General features: G+C 73.1%; 17 protein-coding genes and 3 tRNA genes. 17 read left to right on the top strand and 3 right to left on the bottom strand.

The window, feature by feature from the left end:
- Nucleotides 1-11 precede the first annotated feature (11 nt).
- The 3 genes from kdpC to OH807_RS17515 all read left to right on the top strand — a co-directional run bounded on the left by kdpC (nucleotide 12) and on the right by OH807_RS17515 (nucleotide 4,065).
- Nucleotides 12-641, top strand: coding sequence for a potassium-transporting ATPase subunit KdpC (kdpC, locus tag OH807_RS17525; RefSeq protein WP_406199632.1), 630 nt, complete (start codon nucleotides 12-14; stop codon nucleotides 639-641).
- 128 nt (nucleotides 642-769) lie between these two features.
- Nucleotides 770-3,388, top strand: coding sequence for an ATP-binding protein (locus OH807_RS17520; protein WP_406199630.1), 2,619 nt, complete (start codon nucleotides 770-772; stop codon nucleotides 3,386-3,388).
- Complete coding sequence (locus OH807_RS17515; RefSeq protein ID WP_406199627.1) at nucleotides 3,385-4,065, top strand: response regulator; 681 nt, start codon at nucleotides 3,385-3,387, stop codon at nucleotides 4,063-4,065. The genes OH807_RS17520 and OH807_RS17515 overlap by 4 nt, the downstream gene beginning before the upstream one ends.
- 176 nt (nucleotides 4,066-4,241) lie before the next feature.
- Here OH807_RS17515 and OH807_RS17510 read toward each other — a convergent pair whose 3' ends face one another.
- Nucleotides 4,242-5,513, bottom strand: a complete 1,272-nt coding sequence (locus tag OH807_RS17510) for a hydrolase (RefSeq protein WP_406199625.1) — start codon at nucleotides 5,511-5,513, stop codon at nucleotides 4,242-4,244.
- A 252-nt stretch (nucleotides 5,514-5,765) separates the two neighbouring features.
- Between OH807_RS17510 and OH807_RS17505 the strand changes: the two genes are divergently transcribed.
- The 6 genes from OH807_RS17505 (at nucleotide 5,766) to OH807_RS17480 (ending at nucleotide 8,292) form a co-directional block, all read left to right on the top strand.
- Nucleotides 5,766-5,838 (top strand) — tRNA-Thr (locus OH807_RS17505).
- Between the two features lie 44 nt (nucleotides 5,839-5,882).
- Nucleotides 5,883-5,955 (top strand) — tRNA-Met (locus OH807_RS17500).
- 83 nt (nucleotides 5,956-6,038) lie between these two features.
- On the top strand, nucleotides 6,039-6,203 hold the full coding sequence (gene rpmG, locus OH807_RS17495; protein ID WP_006604855.1) for a 50S ribosomal protein L33: 165 nt from the start codon (nucleotides 6,039-6,041) through the stop codon (nucleotides 6,201-6,203).
- A 117-nt stretch (nucleotides 6,204-6,320) separates the two neighbouring features.
- Nucleotides 6,321-6,779, top strand: coding sequence for a MaoC family dehydratase N-terminal domain-containing protein (locus OH807_RS17490; protein ID WP_406199623.1), 459 nt, complete (start codon nucleotides 6,321-6,323; stop codon nucleotides 6,777-6,779).
- 4 nt (nucleotides 6,780-6,783) lie between these two features.
- Entirely contained in the window at nucleotides 6,784-7,206 is a 423-nt protein-coding gene (locus tag OH807_RS17485; RefSeq protein ID WP_406199621.1) for a MaoC family dehydratase, read from the top strand.
- Nucleotides 7,207-7,248: 42 nt separating this feature from the next.
- Entirely contained in the window at nucleotides 7,249-8,292 is a 1,044-nt protein-coding gene (locus OH807_RS17480) for a UDP-N-acetylmuramate dehydrogenase (RefSeq protein ID WP_406211045.1), read from the top strand.
- Here OH807_RS17480 and OH807_RS17475 read toward each other — a convergent pair.
- Both OH807_RS17475 and OH807_RS17470 read right to left on the bottom strand, forming a co-directional pair.
- A complete protein-coding gene (locus OH807_RS17475) occupies nucleotides 8,289-9,365 on the bottom strand; it encodes an adenosine deaminase (protein ID WP_406199619.1) in 1,077 nt (358 codons plus the stop codon). The two genes, OH807_RS17480 and OH807_RS17475, sit on opposite strands and share 4 nt — an antisense overlap.
- A 97-nt stretch (nucleotides 9,366-9,462) precedes the next feature.
- Complete coding sequence (locus OH807_RS17470) at nucleotides 9,463-10,710, bottom strand: pyridoxal phosphate-dependent aminotransferase (protein WP_406199617.1); 1,248 nt, start codon at nucleotides 10,708-10,710, stop codon at nucleotides 9,463-9,465.
- 264 nt (nucleotides 10,711-10,974) lie between these two features.
- Here OH807_RS17470 and OH807_RS17465 point away from each other — a divergent pair.
- The 8 genes from OH807_RS17465 (at nucleotide 10,975) to OH807_RS17430 (ending at nucleotide 17,144) form a co-directional block, all read left to right on the top strand.
- Nucleotides 10,975-11,047: transfer RNA gene (locus tag OH807_RS17465), tRNA-Trp, on the top strand.
- Nucleotides 11,048-11,196: 149 nt separating this feature from the next.
- A complete protein-coding gene (secE, locus tag OH807_RS17460; protein WP_406199615.1) occupies nucleotides 11,197-11,538 on the top strand; it encodes a preprotein translocase subunit SecE in 342 nt (113 codons plus the stop codon).
- Between the two features lie 211 nt (nucleotides 11,539-11,749).
- Nucleotides 11,750-12,682, top strand: coding sequence for a transcription termination/antitermination protein NusG (gene nusG / locus OH807_RS17455; protein ID WP_406199613.1), 933 nt, complete (start codon nucleotides 11,750-11,752; stop codon nucleotides 12,680-12,682).
- 162 nt (nucleotides 12,683-12,844) lie between these two features.
- Nucleotides 12,845-13,279: a 50S ribosomal protein L11 gene (gene rplK, locus OH807_RS17450; RefSeq protein ID WP_402295156.1), complete on the top strand. Its 435-nt coding sequence runs from the start codon at nucleotides 12,845-12,847 to the stop codon at nucleotides 13,277-13,279.
- Between the two features lie 76 nt (nucleotides 13,280-13,355).
- The gene (rplA, locus tag OH807_RS17445; protein WP_406199611.1) at nucleotides 13,356-14,078 is read left to right on the top strand and encodes a 50S ribosomal protein L1; all 723 of its coding nucleotides are present in this window, start codon (nucleotides 13,356-13,358) and stop codon (nucleotides 14,076-14,078) included.
- Nucleotides 14,079-14,362: 284 nt separating this feature from the next.
- Nucleotides 14,363-15,157 carry a hypothetical protein gene (locus OH807_RS17440; RefSeq protein ID WP_406199608.1) on the top strand — a complete coding sequence of 265 codons (795 nt, stop codon included), beginning with the start codon at nucleotides 14,363-14,365 and terminating at the stop codon, nucleotides 15,155-15,157.
- A gap of 94 nt (nucleotides 15,158-15,251) precedes the next feature.
- Nucleotides 15,252-16,079, top strand: coding sequence for a hypothetical protein (locus OH807_RS17435; protein ID WP_406199606.1), 828 nt, complete (start codon nucleotides 15,252-15,254; stop codon nucleotides 16,077-16,079).
- 204 nt (nucleotides 16,080-16,283) lie between these two features.
- A complete protein-coding gene (locus tag OH807_RS17430) occupies nucleotides 16,284-17,144 on the top strand; it encodes a hypothetical protein (protein WP_406199604.1) in 861 nt (286 codons plus the stop codon).
- Nucleotides 17,145-17,449 lie beyond the last annotated feature (305 nt).

Raw genomic sequence — 17,449 nt, 5'->3', positions numbered from 1 at the left:
GGAGAACCCAGATGTCCAAGCCCCTGCCCACCACCGTGCGCACGCACTTCACCGCACTGCGGATGCTGCTGGTGATGACGGTGATCCTCGGCCTCGCCTACCCGCTGCTGGTCACCGGCATCGGCCAGGTCGCCTTCAGCGACAAGGCCAACGGGTCGATCGTGACGGTCGACGGCAAGGAGTCCGGCTCCAGCCTGCTGGGCCAGAACTACAACCTGCCCAAGCAGAACCCCGACGACCAGAACGAGGAGGCCAAGCCGGACCCGCAGTGGTTCCAGCCCCGGCCCTCGGCCAACGGCTACGACCCGAAGGTCTCCGGCGCCTCCAACCTGGGCCCCAACAGCGAGGACCTCACCACGACGGTCGAGGACCGCCGCAAGGCCGTCGCCGCGTTCGACGGCGTCGACCCGGCGAGCGTGCCGGCGGACGCCGTCACCGCCTCCGGCTCCGGCCTCGACCCGCACATCTCCGTGGCCTACGCCAAGGAGCAGGCCGACCGGGTCGCCAAGACCCGCAACCTGCCGGTCCAGGCGGTGAACACGCTGATCGGGAAGTACACCGAGGGCCGCTCGCTCGGCTTCCTCGGCCAGGACGGCGTCAACGTCGTCCTGCTCAACACCGCGCTGGCCCAGCAGAAGTGAGGGCCGCACGAGTGACGGCCTCCCGGCCGGACCTGTGAGACGGGCCGACCCGGGCCGGGGCACCACCCCGCGCCCGGGTCGGCCGACGTACGCCCCGCCACTCGGACGAAGACGAAAGAGCAGCGCCCATGGCCCGCGACCTCGCCCCCGGCACCGGCCCCCGCCGCGGCCGGCTGAGGGTGTACCTCGGTTCCGCCCCCGGTGTCGGCAAGACCTACCGGATGCTGGACGAGGCGCGGCGCAGACAGGAGCGCGGCGCGGACGTCGTGGTCGGCTTCATCGAGTGCCACGGGCGCCGCCACACCGAGTCCATGCTGGCCGGTCTGGAGACCCTGCCGCGGGCCCGACGGGCCTACCGGGACGCCGAGTTCGACGAGATGGACCTCGACGCGGTGCTGACCCGCCGCCCGGCCGTCGTCCTGGTCGACGAGCTGGCGCACACCAACATCCCCGGCGGCCGGCACGCCAAGCGCTGGCAGGACGTCGACGAACTGCTGGACGCCGGGATCGACGTCATCACCACCGTCAACGTCCAGCACCTCGAATCGCTGAACGACGTCGTCCAGAAGATCACCGGCATCCCGCAGCGCGAGACCGTCCCGGACGAGGTGGTCCGCCGGGCCGACCAGATCGAGCTCGTCGACATGGCCCCCCAGGCGCTGCGGCGCCGGATGGCCCACGGCAACGTCTACAGGGCGGAGAAGGTGGACGCCGCGCTCTCCAACTACTTCCGGGTCGGCAACCTGACCGCACTGCGCGAACTCGCCCTGCTCTGGGTGGCCGGGCGGGTCGACGAGGGCCTGCGCGACTACCGGGCCAGCCACAACATCGACCGCGTCTGGGAGACCCGCGAACGCGTCGTGGTCGCCCTCACCGGCGGTCCCGAGGGCGAGACGCTGATCCGCCGCGCCGCCCGGATCTGCGACCGCACCGCCGGCGGGGACCTCCTCGCCGTCCACGTGACCCGCAGCGACGGTCTCGCGGGGGCGTCGTCGGGTGCGCTCGCCCAGCAGCGGCAGCTGGTCGAGACCCTCGGCGGCAGCTACCACATGGTGGTCGGCGACGACATCCCCACCGCGCTGCTCGCCTTCGCCCGCGCCCACGACGCCACCCAGCTGGTGCTCGGCACCAGCCGGCGCGGCCGGATCACCCGCTTCCTCACCGGCCCCGGCATCGGCGAGACCACCGTGGACGCCTCCGAGGACATCGACGTCCACATGGTCACCCACGAGTTCACCGGCCGCGGCCGGCTGCCCTCGCTCGGCCGCCGCCACTCCAGGCGCCGCACCGTCGCCGGCTACCTGGCCGGGCTGATCCTGCCCTGGCTGCTCACCGTGCTGCTCTCGCAGGCCCACGAGAGCGTCAACCTCACCACCGACGCGCTGATCTTCCAGCTCGGCGTGGTGATCGTCGCCCTGCTCGGCGGCGCCACCTCCGCCCTGCTGGCCGCGCTGGTGGCCTCGGTACTGCTGAACTACTTCTTCATCCCGCCCGTCCACACCCTGACCATCGGCGAGACCAACAACATCGTCGCCCTGGTGGTCTTCGCCGCCGTCGCGCTGGCCGTCTCCACCGTGGTCGACCACGCGGGCCGGCTCACCACCCGGGCCGCCCGGGCCACCGCCGAGGCCGAGACGCTGTCCACCCTGGCCGGCAGCGTGCTGCGCGGCGCCGACGCGCTGCCCGCGCTGCTGGAGAAGTCCCGGACGGCCTTCGGGATGGACTCCGTCGCCCTGCTGGAGCGCACCGGCGGCGGGGTGCTGGCCGTCTGCGGGGCCGAGCCGGCCGGGCCCGCGCACTCCGCGCCCGCGCAGTCGGGGGCGGTGACCGGAGCCGGGCCCGCACGACCGGGCGAGACCACCGAGATCCCGGTCGGCGCCGACGCCGTCCTCGTCCTCACCGGCCGCCGGCTGCCCGCCGCCGACCAACGCGTCCTCACCGCCTTCGCCGCGCACGTGGCCGCCGCGCTGGAGCGCGACCGGCTCGCCGTGGTGGCCGCCGAGGTGGAGCCGATCAAGGCCGCCGACCGGATGCGCACCGCCCTGCTCGCCGCCGTCAGCCACGACCTGCGCACCCCGCTGGCCGCCGCGCTCGCCTCGGTCGGCTCGCTGCGCAGCTCCGACGTCGAGTTCTCCGCCGAGGACCGGGCCGAACTGCTCGCCACCGCCGACGAGTCCCTGGTCAGGCTCACCCGGCTGGTGGACAACCTGCTCGACATGAGCCGCCTCCAGGCCGGTGCGCTCACCCTGCACCTCACCGAGACCCACCTGGACGAGATCCTGCCCCGGGCGCTGGACACCCTCCCCGACCCGTACGCGCCCGTCCGGCCGCTCGACCTGACGTACGACGTCGACGAGGGCGTCCCGGCCGTTCTGGCCGACCCGCCGCTGCTGGAACGCGTCCTGGCCAACGTCATCACCAACGCGCTGCGGTACAACGCCCCCGGCACCCCCGTCCTGGTCGCCGCCAGCCACCACCGCGGCCGGGTGGAGGTCCGGATCGTCGACCGCGGACCGGGCATCGCCCCCGAGGACCGCGACCGCGTCTTCCTGCCCTTCCAGCGCCTCGGCGACACCGACAACACCACCGGCGTCGGCCTCGGCCTCGCGCTCTCCCGAGGCCTCGCCGAGGCCATGGGCGGCAGCCTGGACGTCGAGGACACCCCCGGCGGCGGCACCACGATGCTGCTCACCCTGCCCGCCGCGCAGACCCTTCACGACGACCGTCCGGAAGAGGCGCCCGCATGAGTGAAATCCTGATCGTCGACGACGAACCGGCGCTGCTGCGCACCCTGCGGATCAACCTCAGCGCCCGCCGGTACGCCGTCCGGACGGCCGCCGGCGGCGTCGAGGCGCTGGACCGCGCCGCGCGGACCGCGCCCGACGCCGTCCTGCTCGACCTCGGCCTGCCGGACCTGGACGGCATGGACGTCATCCGGGGCCTGCGCAGCCGCAGCGCGGTGCCGATCATCGTGCTCTCCGGCCGCTCCGACACGGCCGACAAGGTGGACGCGCTGGACGCCGGCGCCGACGACTACCTGACCAAGCCGTTCCTGATGGAGGAGCTGCTCGCCCGGCTGCGCGCGGTGCTGCGCCGACCGCCGGGCGGCGCCGGCCCCGCCGCGCCCGGGCCGGTGATCGGCGACCACGCCGTGGACCTCGCCGCCACCACCGTGACCGGCCCGGCCGGCCCGGTCCGGCTCACCCCGACCGAGTGGCGGATCCTCAGCCTGCTGCTGGCCCACCCCGGCCGGCTGGTGCCGGGCCGGCAGATCCTGCGCGAGGTCTGGGGCCCGGCGCAGGAGGACCGCGGCAACTACCTGCGGGTCTACCTGGCCGGCCTGCGCCGCAAGCTGGAGCGGGACCCGGGCCGCCCGCGTCACCTGATCACCGAACCCGGCCTGGGCTACCGGTACGAGCCCTGAGCGCGGGCACCCCCGGCCCCGGGCCCGTACCGCCGGGCCGGTGGCCGGCAGGCCGGGGCGTGCGGCCGGCACCGCGCGCCCCGATCACCCGGTCGGCGCAGCCGGGGCACCCCTGACGGCCCTGACGGCCCGGCCGGCCCGGGGCCGCCGCACCGCGCGACCGGCCGGCCGGGCGCTCAGCCCCCGTCCACGCCCCCCGACTGCCGGGGCAGCGCCAGCGCCACCGTGTCGGCGAACTCCCGCACGGCGCTCGTCCTGCTGACCACCCGTCCGCTGTGCACCACCAGCCGGCTGTGCCCGCCCGCGAGCGCCCCCGGGAGGCTGTCCCCGCGCACCGCCAGCAGCTCCGCCGGGAAGCCGGCGTCCACCCGGACGGGCGGCAGCCCGAGCGCCGCCCGGGCCTGGTTGGACACCGCGTCGTACGCCGCCTCCGGGGCCAGCACCCCGCTCGCCGCCAGCAGGTACGCGGCCTCCAGCGGATCCGCCCGGCCCACCGGGTTGGCCGGGTCGCGCAGCGCTCCGCCGCCCGCCGCAAGTGGCACCCGGGCCTCCATCAACTCGCGCAGCAGGCCTGGCCGTTGTCCGCGGGAGCGGCCTTCGAGGCCGGTGCAGCAGCCGTTCTGCGGCAGGCAGACGACCCGCACGCCGCTGCCGGCCAGCACCGTCGCGCCGCCCGGCGCCAGCGCCCCGCAGGGGCCGAGTACCACCCGCGGGCGCAGCGGCCCGAGTGCGGCCGCCAGCCGGGCCAGCTGGGCCGGATCGGCGGCCGTGGTGTGCAGGTCGACCGGGCAGTCCGCCTCCCGGGCGGCGTCCAGCAGCACCTGGACGTAGCCGGCCGGGTCAGGGTCCAGCTCGGGGCAGCCGCCGGCCGCCGTGGCGCCCAGCTTGAGCGCCTCGCGCAGCTGCGCCCGGCCCTCCGCCCCGGCCAGGCCGGTGAGCAGCCGGGGCATCGCGACGGCCTGGAGCTCGGCCAGGCCGCGCAGCGCCTGCCGGGCGGTGAGCACCGCCTCCAGCCGGCGCAGACCGTGCACGTCGCCGATCCGGACGTGGGTGCGCTGCGCGGTGGCGCCGTAGCCGAGCGAGGTGAGCGCGGCCTCGGTGACCCGCCGGGTGAGGTCGGTGGCGGTCTCCGGCGGCGGGGTGGGCAGCGCGGCGGAGAAGGCCGCGTCGTAGTGGGCGTGCGGCTCGGCCGGGGCCGGCAGCAGCAGGTAGCCCTTCAGGTCGATCCGCGCGCCGGTGGTGGAGGTGGGGGCGCCGGGCAGGGCGGGCAGTGGGCCGAGGCCGCCGGCGGTGCCGACGGCCTGGATCCGGTCGCCGCTGATCCGCACGTCCACCACGCGCCCGTCGGAGAGCCGGGCGTCGGTGAGCAGCAGGACGGGGCCGTGCCCCAGCGGGTTGGCCGCCGGGCCGGGCCCGGAGTGCGGACCGTCGGCGGCTGCACTGTCCATGGCCCGGCTCCTTCTCGCGCTGGCCCGTTGCGTACCCCGGCCCGTCCCGATCAATGAGCGACGAGCCTATGGCGCGCGGGTGCGGGCGGCCGGGAGGCGGGCAATAGTCGTATCGGGTCGGGCCGCGCCGTCGGGGGCCGGTCGAACGCCCGGCCTTCGATCGCTCACCCGTGCGCGCCGCCGACCTGCGGACTTCGCGTCGGGATACGGATTTCACCTCTGGGCGCGGAACGTGTAATCTCTTCCTCGTTCGCCCCTATAGCTCAGTCGGTAGAGCGTCTCCATGGTAAGGAGAAGGTCTGCGGTTCGATTCCGCATGGGGGCTCTGGTGAGAAGGTCCTCGGCTTCGGCCGTGGTCCGGATCACTGTGGCGGTGTAGCTCAGTTGGTAGAGCAAGCGGCTCATAATCGCTGTGTCACCGGTTCAAGTCCGGTCACCGCTACCCCGCGTAGTCGGTCGGGAGATCGAACTCCCGGTCGGCTACTCTTGTTGTGTTCTTATTCAATGTCCAAGGAAGGCACTCCCGTGGCTGCCACCGATGTCCGCCCGAAGATCACGCTGGCCTGCGTGGAGTGCAAGGAGCGGAACTACATCACCAAGAAGAACCGGCGTAACGACCCGGACCGTCTTGAGATGAAGAAGCACTGCCCCCGCTGCAACTCGCACACTGCTCACCGCGAGACCCGCTGACCCTGAATCAGGGCGCCGGGCCTGCGTGAAGTCAGGTCTTATGGCTCCGGGCCGCACTCCTCAGGGGTGCGGCCCGGAGCCTTTTTTGCTACCCACCGGACATTCGAGGAGTTGCCCGTGGCACTCGACCCCTCCTTCATCGGGCGGACGTACCCGCCCACCGACCCGTACGAGGTCGGCCGGGAGAAGATCCGCGAGTTCGCGCTCGCCGTCGGTGACGCCAATCCGGCGTACACCGACCCGGAGGCGGCCAAGGCGCTGGGCCACCCGGACGTGGTCGCCCCGCCGACCTTCCCCTTCGTGCTCACCTTCCGGGCCGCCGCCCAGGTCGTCCAGGACCCGGAGCTGGGCCTGGACTACAGCCGGGTGGTGCACGGCGACCAGAAGTTCGTCTACACCCGCCCGGTGCTGGCCGGCGACCGGCTCTCGGTCGTGGTGAGCATCGACAACATCAAGTCGCTGGCCGGCAACGACGTGCTCACGGTGCGCGGCGAGGTGACGGACGCGACCGGCGAGCACGTGGTGACGTCGGTCATGACCCTGGTGGCCCGGGCCGCCGACGAGGCGGGGGAGTAGTCCGATGGCGATCAGTTTCGACGAGGTCGCGGTCGGCACCGAGCTGCCCGCGCAGTCCTTCCCGGTGACGCGCGCCACCCTGGTGCAGTACGCGGGCGCCTCCGGCGACTTCAACCCGATCCACTGGAACGAGAAGTTCGCTCTGGAGGTGGGCCTGCCGGACGTCATCGCGCACGGCATGTTCACCATGGCCGAGGCCGTCCGGGTCATCACCGACTGGGTCGGTGACCCGGCCGCGGTGGTCGAGTACTTCGTCCGGTTCACCCGTCCGGTGCCGGTGCCCAACGACGGCGTCGGTTCCGTGATCGAGGTCACCGGCAAGGTGGCCAAGCTGCTGGACGACCGCAAGGTGCAGGTCGACCTGGTGGCGACGTACGGCGGCCTGAAGGTCCTGGGGATGTCCCGGGCCGTCGTCCGGCTGGGCTGAGCGGCGGGCGGCGTACGGGACCCCCGTACGCTGGGGGGCGTGCTGGTAGAACTCGACGCCCCCCTCGCCCCGCTGACCACCCTCCGGCTCGGCGGTCCGGCCCGCCGCCTGGTGACCGCGACCACCGACGAGGACGTGATCGCCGCCGTCCGCGCGGCCGACGCCGCAGGTGAGCCGCTGCTGGTCCTCGGCGGCGGCTCCAACCTGGTGATCGGCGACACCGGCTTCCCCGGCACGGTGCTGCGGATCGCCACCTCCGGCTTCCTGCTCGACGGCACCGGCCTGGAGCTGGCCGCCGGCGAGGTCTGGTCCGAGGCGGTGACCAGGACGGTGGAGCACGGCCTGGCCGGCATCGAGTTCCTCGCCGGCATCCCCGGTTCGGCCGGCGCCACGCCCGTCCAGAACGTCGGCGCGTACGGCCAGGAGGTGGCGCAGTCCGTCACCGAGGTGGTCGCCTACGACCGCCGGGCCGGCGAGGTCGTCACGCTCTCCCGGGCCGCGTGCGAGTTCTCCTACCGGCACAGCCGCTTCAAGGCCGACCCGGACCGCTACGTGGTGCTGCGGGTCCGCTTCGCGCTGGAGGACAACGGCGGGCTCTCCACCCCGGTCCGCTACGCCGAGACCGCCCGGCACCTGGGGGTCGAGCAGGGCGAGCCGGTCGCGCTGCGCGAGGCCCACGACGCCGTGCTGCGGCTGCGCGCGGGCAAGGGCATGGTGCTCGACCCGGCGGACCACGACACCTGGTCGGCCGGCTCCTTCTTCACCAACCCGGTGCTGAGCGCCGAGCAGTACGACGCCTTCCTGGCGCTGGCCGCCGAGCGCGAGCTCACCGCCCCCGCCTACCCGGCGCCGGACGGCTGCACCAAGACCTCGGCCGCCTGGCTGATCGACAAGGCCGGCTTCGGCAAGGGCTACGGCAGCGGCCCGGCCACCCTGTCGACCAAGCACACCCTGGCCCTGACCAACCGCGGCGCGGCCACCGCCGAGGACCTGCTGGAGCTGGCCCGGGAGATCCGCGACGGTGTCCGGGCGGCATTCGGCGTCGAGCTGGTCAACGAGCCGGTCATGGTCGGCGTGGCGCTCTAGAGCGCACCCGGGCTGTCCGGCGCCCCCTCGGCGCCGCTCGCGGAGCCGTTCACCAGCCAGGCGTCGATGTCCGCCAGCAGCTCCTTCCGGGTGCCCTCCGGGGCGCGCGAGCCGCGCACCGACTGGCGCGCCAGCTCGGCGAGTTCGGCGTCGTTGAAGCCGAGCACGTCGCGCGCCAGGTCGTACTGGGCGGCCAGCCGGGAGCCGAACAGCAGCGGGTCGTCGGCGCCCAGCGCCAGCGGCACGCCCGCGTCGAACAGCCGGCGCAGCGGCACGTCCTCGGCGTGCTCGTAGACCCCGAGCGAGACGTTGGAGGACGGGCAGACCTCGCAGGTGACCTGCCGGTCCGCCAGCCGCTGCATCAGCCGCGGGTCCTCGGCGGCCCGCACGCCGTGGCCGATCCGGCCGGCGCCGAGGTCGTCCAGGCAGTCCCGGACGGACTCCGGGCCGGCCAGTTCGCCGCCGTGGGGGGCGGCCAGCAGCCCGCCGTTGCGGGCGATGTCGAAGGCCCGGTCGAAGTCCCGGGCGAGGCCGCGCCGCTCGTCGTTGGAGAGGCCGAACCCGACCACCCCCCGGTCGGCGTACCGGACGGCGAGCCGGGCCAGGGTCCGGGCGTCCATCGGGGACTTCATCCGGTTGGCCGCGACCAGCACCCGGATGCCCACCCCGGTGGCGGCGGAGGCCTGTGCCACGGCGTCCAGGATCAGCTCCAGGGCGGGGATCAGGCCGCCCAGCCGGGGCGCGTAGGAGGTCGGGTCGACCTGGATCTCCAGCCAGCGCGAGCCGTCCCGGGCCTCGTCCTCGGCGGTCTCCAGGACGAGGCGGCGGATGTCCTGCTCGTCCCGCAGGACGGAGCGGGCGGTGTCGTAGAGGCGCTGGAAGCGGAACCAGCCGCGCTCGTCGGTCGCCCGCAGCCGGGGCGGCTCGCCGGAGCTGAGCGCCTCCGGCAGCCGGACGCCGTGCCGGTCGGCCAGTTCCAGCAGGGTGGCCGGGCGCATCGAGCCGGTGAAGTGCAGGTGCAGGTGGGCCTTGGGGAGGTCCCTGACGTCGCGCGGTTTCAGCAGGCGTTCCATTCGCCGATACTGCCGCATCCGGCCCCGGTACGGGAACCGCCCCCTTCACATCCCCCGAAGGGGTGAAAAGGGGGCGGTGCGGGCCGGGCGGTTGCCGTCAGGCGGTCGCCTCGGCGAGCAGCTTCTGGAGCCGGCCGACGCCCTCGACGAGGTCGGCGTCGCCCAGCGCGTACGACAGCCGCAGGTAGCCCGGGGTGCCGAAGGCCTCACCGGGGACGACCGCGACCTCGGCCTCGTCCAGGATCAGCGCGGCCAGCTCGGCGGAGGTCTGCGGGCGCTGCCCGCGGATCTCCTTGCCCAGCAGGCCCTTGACGGACGGGTACACGTAGAACGCGCCCTCGGGCTCGGGGCAGACGACGCCCTCGATCTCGTTGAGCATCTTCACGATGGTGCGGCGGCGCCGGTCGAAGGCGGTGCGCATCTCGTGGACGGCGGAGAGGTCGCCGGCGACGGCGGCGATCGCGGCGCGCTGCGCGACGTTGGAGACGTTCGAGGTGGCGTGCGACTGCAGGTTGGTCGCGGCCTTGATGACGTCCTTGGGGCCGATCACCCAGCCCACCCGCCAGCCGGTCATGGCGTAGGTCTTGGCGACCCCGTTGACCACGATGCACTTGTCGGCCAGCTCGGGGAACAGGGCCGGCAGCGAGGTGAACTCCGCGTCGCCGTAGACCAGGTGCTCGTAGATCTCGTCGGTGAGCACCCAGAGGCCGTGCTCGACCGCCCAGCGGCCGATCGCCTCGGCCTCGGCCCGGGTGTACACCGCGCCGGTCGGGTTGGACGGCGAGACGAACAGCACCACCTTGGTGTTCTCGGTGCGGACGGCCTCCAGCTGCTCGATCGAGACCTTGTAGCCGGTGGTCTCGTCGGACCGGACCTCCACCGGCACGCCGCCGGCCAGCTGGATCGACTCCGGGTAGGTGGTCCAGTACGGGGCCGGGACGATGACCTCGTCGCCCGGGTCGAGGATCGCGGCGAAGGCCTCGTAGATCGCCTGCTTGCCGCCGTTGGTCACCAGCACCTGGGAGGCGTCCACCTGGTAGCCCGAGTCGCGCAGCGTCTTGGCGGCGATCGCGGCCTTCAGCTCCGGCAGGCCGCCGGCCGGGGTGTAGCGGTGGTTCCTGGGGTCGCGGCAGGCCTCGACGGCCGCCTCGACGATGTAGTCCGGGGTGGGGAAGTCCGGCTCGCCGGCGCCGAAGCCGATCACCGGCCGGCCGGCCGCCTTGAGGGCCTTGGCCTTGGCGTCCACGGCGAGGGTCGCGGACTCGGCGATCGCACCGATCCGGGCGGAGACCCGGCGGTCGGCGGGGCGGACGGAACTGTCGGGCTGCGGGGTGGAAGCGCTCATGCCTGCATGGTCGCAGAACCGGGACGGACCGGGCATGGGGGTTTCACCATATGTACGGGCTCGTCCGCATGGCGGCCCCTCCCGGCGCCGGTCACGGCAGGTCGGGCGCCCGGCGGGCGAAGAAGAGGTTCGACCAAACGCCCCTCGACCACGTACACTCACTGCTCGACGGCCACCGAGAAAGCCGAAGCTTTCACCGCTTGTGCATACAGCGGCGGGAGATGCGGTAGGTTGGTGGTCGCTACAGGGGCCGCAAGGCACCGTAGGGCAATAGCTCAATTGGTAGAGCACCGGTCTCCAAAACCGGCGGTTGGGGGTTCAAGTCCCTCTTGCCCTGCTGCTTGATCCGTATTCAGCCCGTTCGCTCCGAAGAGCGAGCGGGCTTGATGCGGAGAGGGCACCGAACAGCACCGCTTTAGCCGGCCGCTCGTGCCCGATCGGGTACGCAGGTGATGCTCGGCAGGACCCGGATTCAGGTGAGGACGAGTGACGGAGACCACGGGCTCCACCGCAACGCCTGAGAGCGGCAACCCCGAGGGTGCCGACGGCGCTGAGGAGAGCACGGCCGGCGAGAGCGAGTCGCGCCGCGACCGCAAGCGGGCCAAGGGCGAGAAGAAGTCCGGCAAGCGGGCCAAGAAGGGCGTCTTCGCCCGGCTCGCGCTGTTCTACCGCCAGATCATCGCCGAGCTGCGCAAGGTCGTCTGGCCCACCCGCAGCGAGCTGGTCAACTACACCACCGTCGTGGTCGTGTTCGTCGTGGTCGTGATGGGCTTCGTGGCCGGCCTCGACTACGGATTCTCGAAGCTCAGCCTCTGGATCTTCGGCTGACCGAGCCGCCCCACCTTCGAAACAGCCACCCGACCCGGGCCGATTCTTCGGCCCGGGTCGAGCTGTCGGCGCCGGACGTACGAGGCCGCTACCGTTGACTCGGTACTGTTGAAGTCTCCGAGGCATCTCCTGGCGCCCGCGTGAGCGGAGCGGCGCCGGAGCGGTTCCGGAGCGCGCCACCTTCACCATCTCCAGGAAAGAAGCAGCCACCGTGTCTGAGTCCCCCCTGTACGACGCCGACGAGACCGTCCGCGAGGCGGATGTCGCCGCCGAGCCGGACGCGGCCGAGCTGGCTGACGACGTCGAGGCCGCCGAGCAGATCGTGGACGCCGCGGACAGCGACGAGGACGAGGCCGAGGCGTTCGACGAGGCCGAGGCCGGCGAGCCCGCCGAGGAGGCCGCGCTGCACGTGGAGTCCGACGAGGAGCTCACCGCCGAGGACACCGAGGACACCGAGGAGGCCGCGGACGAGGCCGCCGAGGAGACCGAGGCCGAGGCCGGCACCGAGGAGGTCGTCGAGGCCGAGGAGGTCGTCGAGGTCGACCCGGTCGCCAAGTTCCGCGAGGACCTGCGCTTCATGCCGGGCGAGTGGTACGTGATCCACACCTACGCCGGCTACGAGAACCGGGTGAAGCAGAACCTCGAACAGCGCGCGGTCTCCCTCAACGTCGAGGAGTACATCTTCCAGGCCGAGGTGCCGCAGGAGGAGGTCGTCCAGATCAAGAACGGCGACCGCAAGACCATCCGCCAGAACAAGCTCCCCGGCTACGTCCTGGTGCGCATGGACCTCACCCCGGAGTCCTGGGGCGTCGTGCGCAACACCCCCGGTGTCACCGGCTTCGTCGGCAACGCCTACGACCCGTACCCGCTGACCCTGGACGAGGTCGTCAAGATGCTCGCCCCGGACGTCGAGCGCCAGGCGGCCAAGGAGGCCGGCAAGCCCTCGCCGGTCAAGCCGAGCGAGATCCAGGTGCTGGACTTCGAGGTCGGCGACTCGGTCACCGTCACCGACGGTCCGTTCGCCACGCTCCAGGCGACCATCAACGAGATCAACCCGGACTCGAAGAAGGTCAAGGGCCTGGTCGAGATCTTCGGCCGCGAGACCCCGGTCGAGCTCTCCTTCGACCAGATCCAGAAGAACTAGTACGAGCCTTCGACTTCGGGGCGGGGCCGCGGCCCCGCCCCGAAGTCGTTTTGGTCCGGCGGCGCATTCGCGTTAGCCTGGTCCGATGTGTGTGCTGGCGGCCGGGTGTCGCCCCGGCCCGGCATGCACCAGCAATCACCTCTCGGAAGGACCCGGAGAGAAATGCCTCCCAAGAAGAAGAAGATCACGGGGCTTATCAAGCTCCAGATCAACGCCGGTGCGGCCAACCCGGCTCCGCCGGTCGGCCCCGCGCTGGGCCAGCACGGCGTGAACATCATGGAGTTCTGCAAGGCCTACAACGCTGCGACCGAGTCGCAGCGCGGCATGATCGTGCCGGTGGAGATCACGGTCTACGACGACCGCTCCTTCACCTTCATCACGAAGACGCCGCCGGCCGCGCGCCTCATCCTGAAGGCCGCGGGCGTCGACAAGGGTTCGGCCGAGCCGCACAAGACCAAGGTCGCCAAGCTGACGGCCGCCCAGGTCCGCGAGATCGCCACGGTCAAGCTCCCCGACCTGAACGCCAACGACCTGGACGCCGCGTCCAAGATCATCGCCGGCACCGCCCGGTCGATGGGCATCACGGTCGAGGGCTGATCACCCTTCTCGTCCATGTGGTAGGGCCTGCGCGGCCCGTACATACCACGACTCCATTCCCCATTCAGGAGCAGCAGTGAAGCGCAGCAAGGCTCTGAAGGCCGCGGACGCACAGGTCGACCGCGAGCGCCTTTACGCCCCCCTCGAGGCCATCCGCCTCGCCAAGGCGACCAGCACCAGCAAGTTCGACGGCACCGTCGAGGTCGCCATGCGTCTGGGCGTCGACCCGCGCAAGGCGGACCAGATGGTCCGCAGCACCGTGATCCTCCCGCACGGCACCGGTAAGACCGCTCGGGTCCTGGTCTTCGCGACCGGCGAGCGTGCCGAGGCCGCGCGTGCTGCGGGCGCCGACATCGTCGGCTCCGACGAGCTCATCGACGAGGTCGCCAAGGGCCGCCTCGACTTCGACGCCGTCGTCGCCACCCCGGACCTCATGGGCAAGGTCGGCCGCCTGGGCCGCGTGCTCGGTCCCCGTGGCCTGATGCCGAACCCGAAGACCGGCACCGTGACCCCGGACGTGGCCAAGGCCGTGAACGAGATCAAGGGCGGCAAGATCGAGTTCCGCGTCGACAAGCACTCGAACCTGCACTTCATCATCGGTAAGGTCTCCTTCACCGACGAGCAGCTGGTCGAGAACTACGCCGCCGCGCTGGACGAGGTGCTCCGCGCCAAGCCGTCCGCCGCCAAGGGCCGCTACATCAAGAAGGCCGCGGTCTCCAGCACGATCGGCCCCGGCATCCAGGTGGACCCGAACCGCACCCGCAACCTCCTCGTCGAGGAGGACCCGGCCTCCGTCTGAGCCACTGGCTCCGACCGGTAGCCGCGTCCTGGGCGCAGCACAGTCCGTACGACGGGCCCGCACCCCCTTCACCGGGGGTGCGGGCCCGTCGTCGTGCCCGGGGCGCGGTGGCTCCGGTGGCCCCGGCCGTCCCGGCGCGGCTCTTGGCAGCCCCGGCGGCCGGGCGGGCCGTGGCCGCCGTTGTGGCCGGATCGAGACCGGGCCGGGGAGGACGCGCGGCACGCCTCGTCGTACGCTCAGCCGGTCTGATCATGTGACCGACCGTGTGACCGCCGGAGTGTGCCGTGCCACCCGCCCTTCGCCCCGCCGCCTGGGGGGCGGCCCTGCTGCTGCTCGCGGGCTGCCTCACCGCGTGCAGCCTGCTCGCCGTCTCGGGGGACCGCACCCCGGCCGGCGCGGCGGAGACCGTCCGGCCGCCCCGGCAGGTGCTGCTCTCCGCGGTGCAGAACCTCGACGACTCCGGCGGGGCCCGCGTCCAGCTGGTCGAGGAGGGCCCGGCCGGGCGGCGCGCCGCGGGCGGCACGCTCGCCTGGGGGGCCCGGGACGTGGCCGAGCTGACCGTCACCGACGAGCAGGGCTCCGGCCGGCTGCGGGCCGAGGACGGCACGCTGGAGCTCGGCTACGACGGTGCGCCGGTGAAGCGGGCCGGCCGGGACGCCGCCGAGACGCTGGACCCGCGGGGCGGCGGGGCGGCGTACGCGGGCGGCTGGCTGAGCGGGCTGGTCGCCAACCCCGGGGGCCCCGCGCACGCGATGGCGCTGTCGGGGAAGCTCACCTCGCTCGGCGGTGAGCAGCTGGCCGGCACCACCGTCGCCCACTACCGGGGCTCCGCACCGGTCGCCGAGTTCTTCGCCGCCGAGCAGGGCCTGAGCCCGGAGCGGCTCGCCGTGGTGGTCGGCTACCACCGGGACCGCGGGATCACCACGATCGGCTACGACTTCTGGGTCGCTCCCGGCGACCGGCTGCTCAGGCTCCGCGCCACCGTCGGAACCGTGGTCACCACGACCGACGTCTCCGATCCCGGCACGGCGACGGCGGGCCCGGCGACGCCCACCGGGAGCCCAACGGCGACGGGATGACCGGGGGTTGGGACGATCGGTGGGCGCCGGCCCGGCCATCCGTTAGAGTCCGCTGGGTATGACCTGATCATCAGTCACTACGGGGGGTTCCTTCATGCGCGCTCTGCGCCACGCTTCCGTCGCCGTCACCGCGGCCGTCCTGCTCACCGGCCTGACGGCCTGCGGCAGCGACGGGAAGCCGGTCGCCAAGGCCGATGCCACGGCCGCGGGCGACGCCGTCGCCGCCCAGGTCGCCGACCTCGACCCGAAGGCGGCGCTGACCGCCGCCGCCCTGGTGATGCAGAAGGCCGGCAACGGCAACATCCAGCTGACCACCCCGGACGAGGTGGGCACCGGCACCGCCGACTGGCGGGACCGGACGGCCGTCGACGTGACCGGGAAGACCGGCAACAAGATGCGCGTGGTCGGCGACGACCTCTACCTCGGCGGTGGCCCCAACGTGACGGCCGTCCTGGGCGGCAAGCACTGGGCGAAGGCCGATCCCAAGGACCCGGTCGTCGGCCCGATGACCGGCACCTTCCTGACCAGCGCCCAGATGGTCAACCCGGTGCTCCAGCTGGGCGTCGCCGCCCAGGCCGGAAAGCCGGTCAAGGTCGGACAGGAGACCCTCGACGGGGGCGAGACCACGCACTACCGCGCGGTGGAGGACGCCGCCAAGCTGATCGAGGGGCTGACCACGCTCGCGCCCGACCAGCGCGCCGTCGTCCAGAAGACCCTCGACCGGGACGGCAAGACGCTCACCGTCGACTTCTGGCTCAACGCCAAGCAGGAGCTGGTCCAGCTCAAGGAGTACGGCGACAAGGGCGGCGTGGCGACGTCCGTCACGGTCAAGTACTCCGGTCTCGGCACCGCGCCCGCGATCACGGCGCCCGCCGCGGGCGACGTGGGCAGCGCCGCCGCGCTCGCCAAGCTCCTCGGCTGAGCCACCGGCGCCGCCCGTCCCGGGCCGGCGGCCGGGCGGGGGAACGCGGCGCAAGCCCGCGCCCCCGCGGCGGGGGCGCCGCCGGCCGGCCGGGCCGTTGGTGGCACAGTGGCTCGGAGCGGACCGGACGGGCACGACCGGTACGACCGGCGGCACGGGCGCCGCGGGCGGGAACGGACAGGACCGGACGGAAGGGGAGCGGGCATGGCGGTGCGGCAGCGGCTGGCGGCGGCGGTGGCCGCGGCGCTGCTGGCGAGCGGCCTGACCGCCTGCGACGGCGGGGCGGCCACGCCACCGGCGCCGTCCGGCACACCGACGCCGACCAGCGCCTCCCCGACCGGCCCCGCCAAGCCGACCGACCGGTCCCCGCACGGCGTCCTGCTCTCCGCCCAGCTCGCGATGCAGACCGCCCGCCGCGCCAAGGTCAGCTACCGGCTAGGGCCGGACGCCGGCGCGGGCCCGCTGTTCTGGCTGCCGAAGACGGCGCTGCAGGTCAAGCGCTCGACCCCGGCCGAGGCCGAGCAGCTGATCGTGGTGGACACCGTGGCCTACCAGGGGGGCGACGCCGCCACCGCCGCACGGCAGGGCGGCCGGCACTGGGAGCGGTTCTCCGTCCCACCCGGTCCGGACGGCCACCGGGAGATCCCCTACGCCGGGCTGATCGACCTGCTCAACCCGGTCGAGGCGCTGGCCGCCGCGACCGCGGACGGGGTGGAGGCGCAGTTCGTCGGCGAGGAGAAGTTCGAGGACAGCACGGTCGAGCACTACCGGGTCGGAACCAACGCCGAGCGGTACGCGGCCGCGCAGACCCAGCTGAGCCAGACCCGCCGGGACGGCCTGCGCACCGCGCTCGCGCCCGGCGGCTCGGCCACGCTGACCCTGGACCTCTGGCTCAACGACAAGGACCAGCTGGTGAAGCTCCAGCGGACCGGCACCGGGGACGGCGGCCGGGCGGACGACTCGGTGCTCTACTCCGACTTCGCCGGCACCCTCTCGGTGCAGGCCCCGGCCGAGGCGGACGCCGTGGACGTCGGTACCCGCACCGTCTCCCCGCTGGCCCGCTGACCGGCCCGGGCCCGTCCGGTGGAGGGCGATTTGCCCCGGACGGCGGAGTCCGGTTACTGTTTCCGAAGCCAAAGACCGCTGGTTGTCGCCGTCCGCTCGTCAGAGGGGTCGCGACCGAAGGATCTGCGTTTGTTCGCAGACAGCCCGCGCAGGATTGTTTGGAGCTTGGACCTCCGGGTCGCACGTGTTCGCACGTGGGATCTGTCGAGGTCGTGGTGAGCCCCGTGCGCCTGCGCACCGGGGCTCCTCTGCTTTTCCGCAGGAGCTTTCCTTCCGTCCGTCGGTCCGAGGCGCGAATGGTCGAC

The sequence above is a fragment of the Kitasatospora sp. NBC_01560 genome, from assembly GCF_045208415.1.
Classification (GTDB): domain Bacteria; phylum Actinomycetota; class Actinomycetes; order Streptomycetales; family Streptomycetaceae; genus Kitasatospora.
This window is presented reverse-complemented; position numbering and strand designations above follow the sequence as displayed.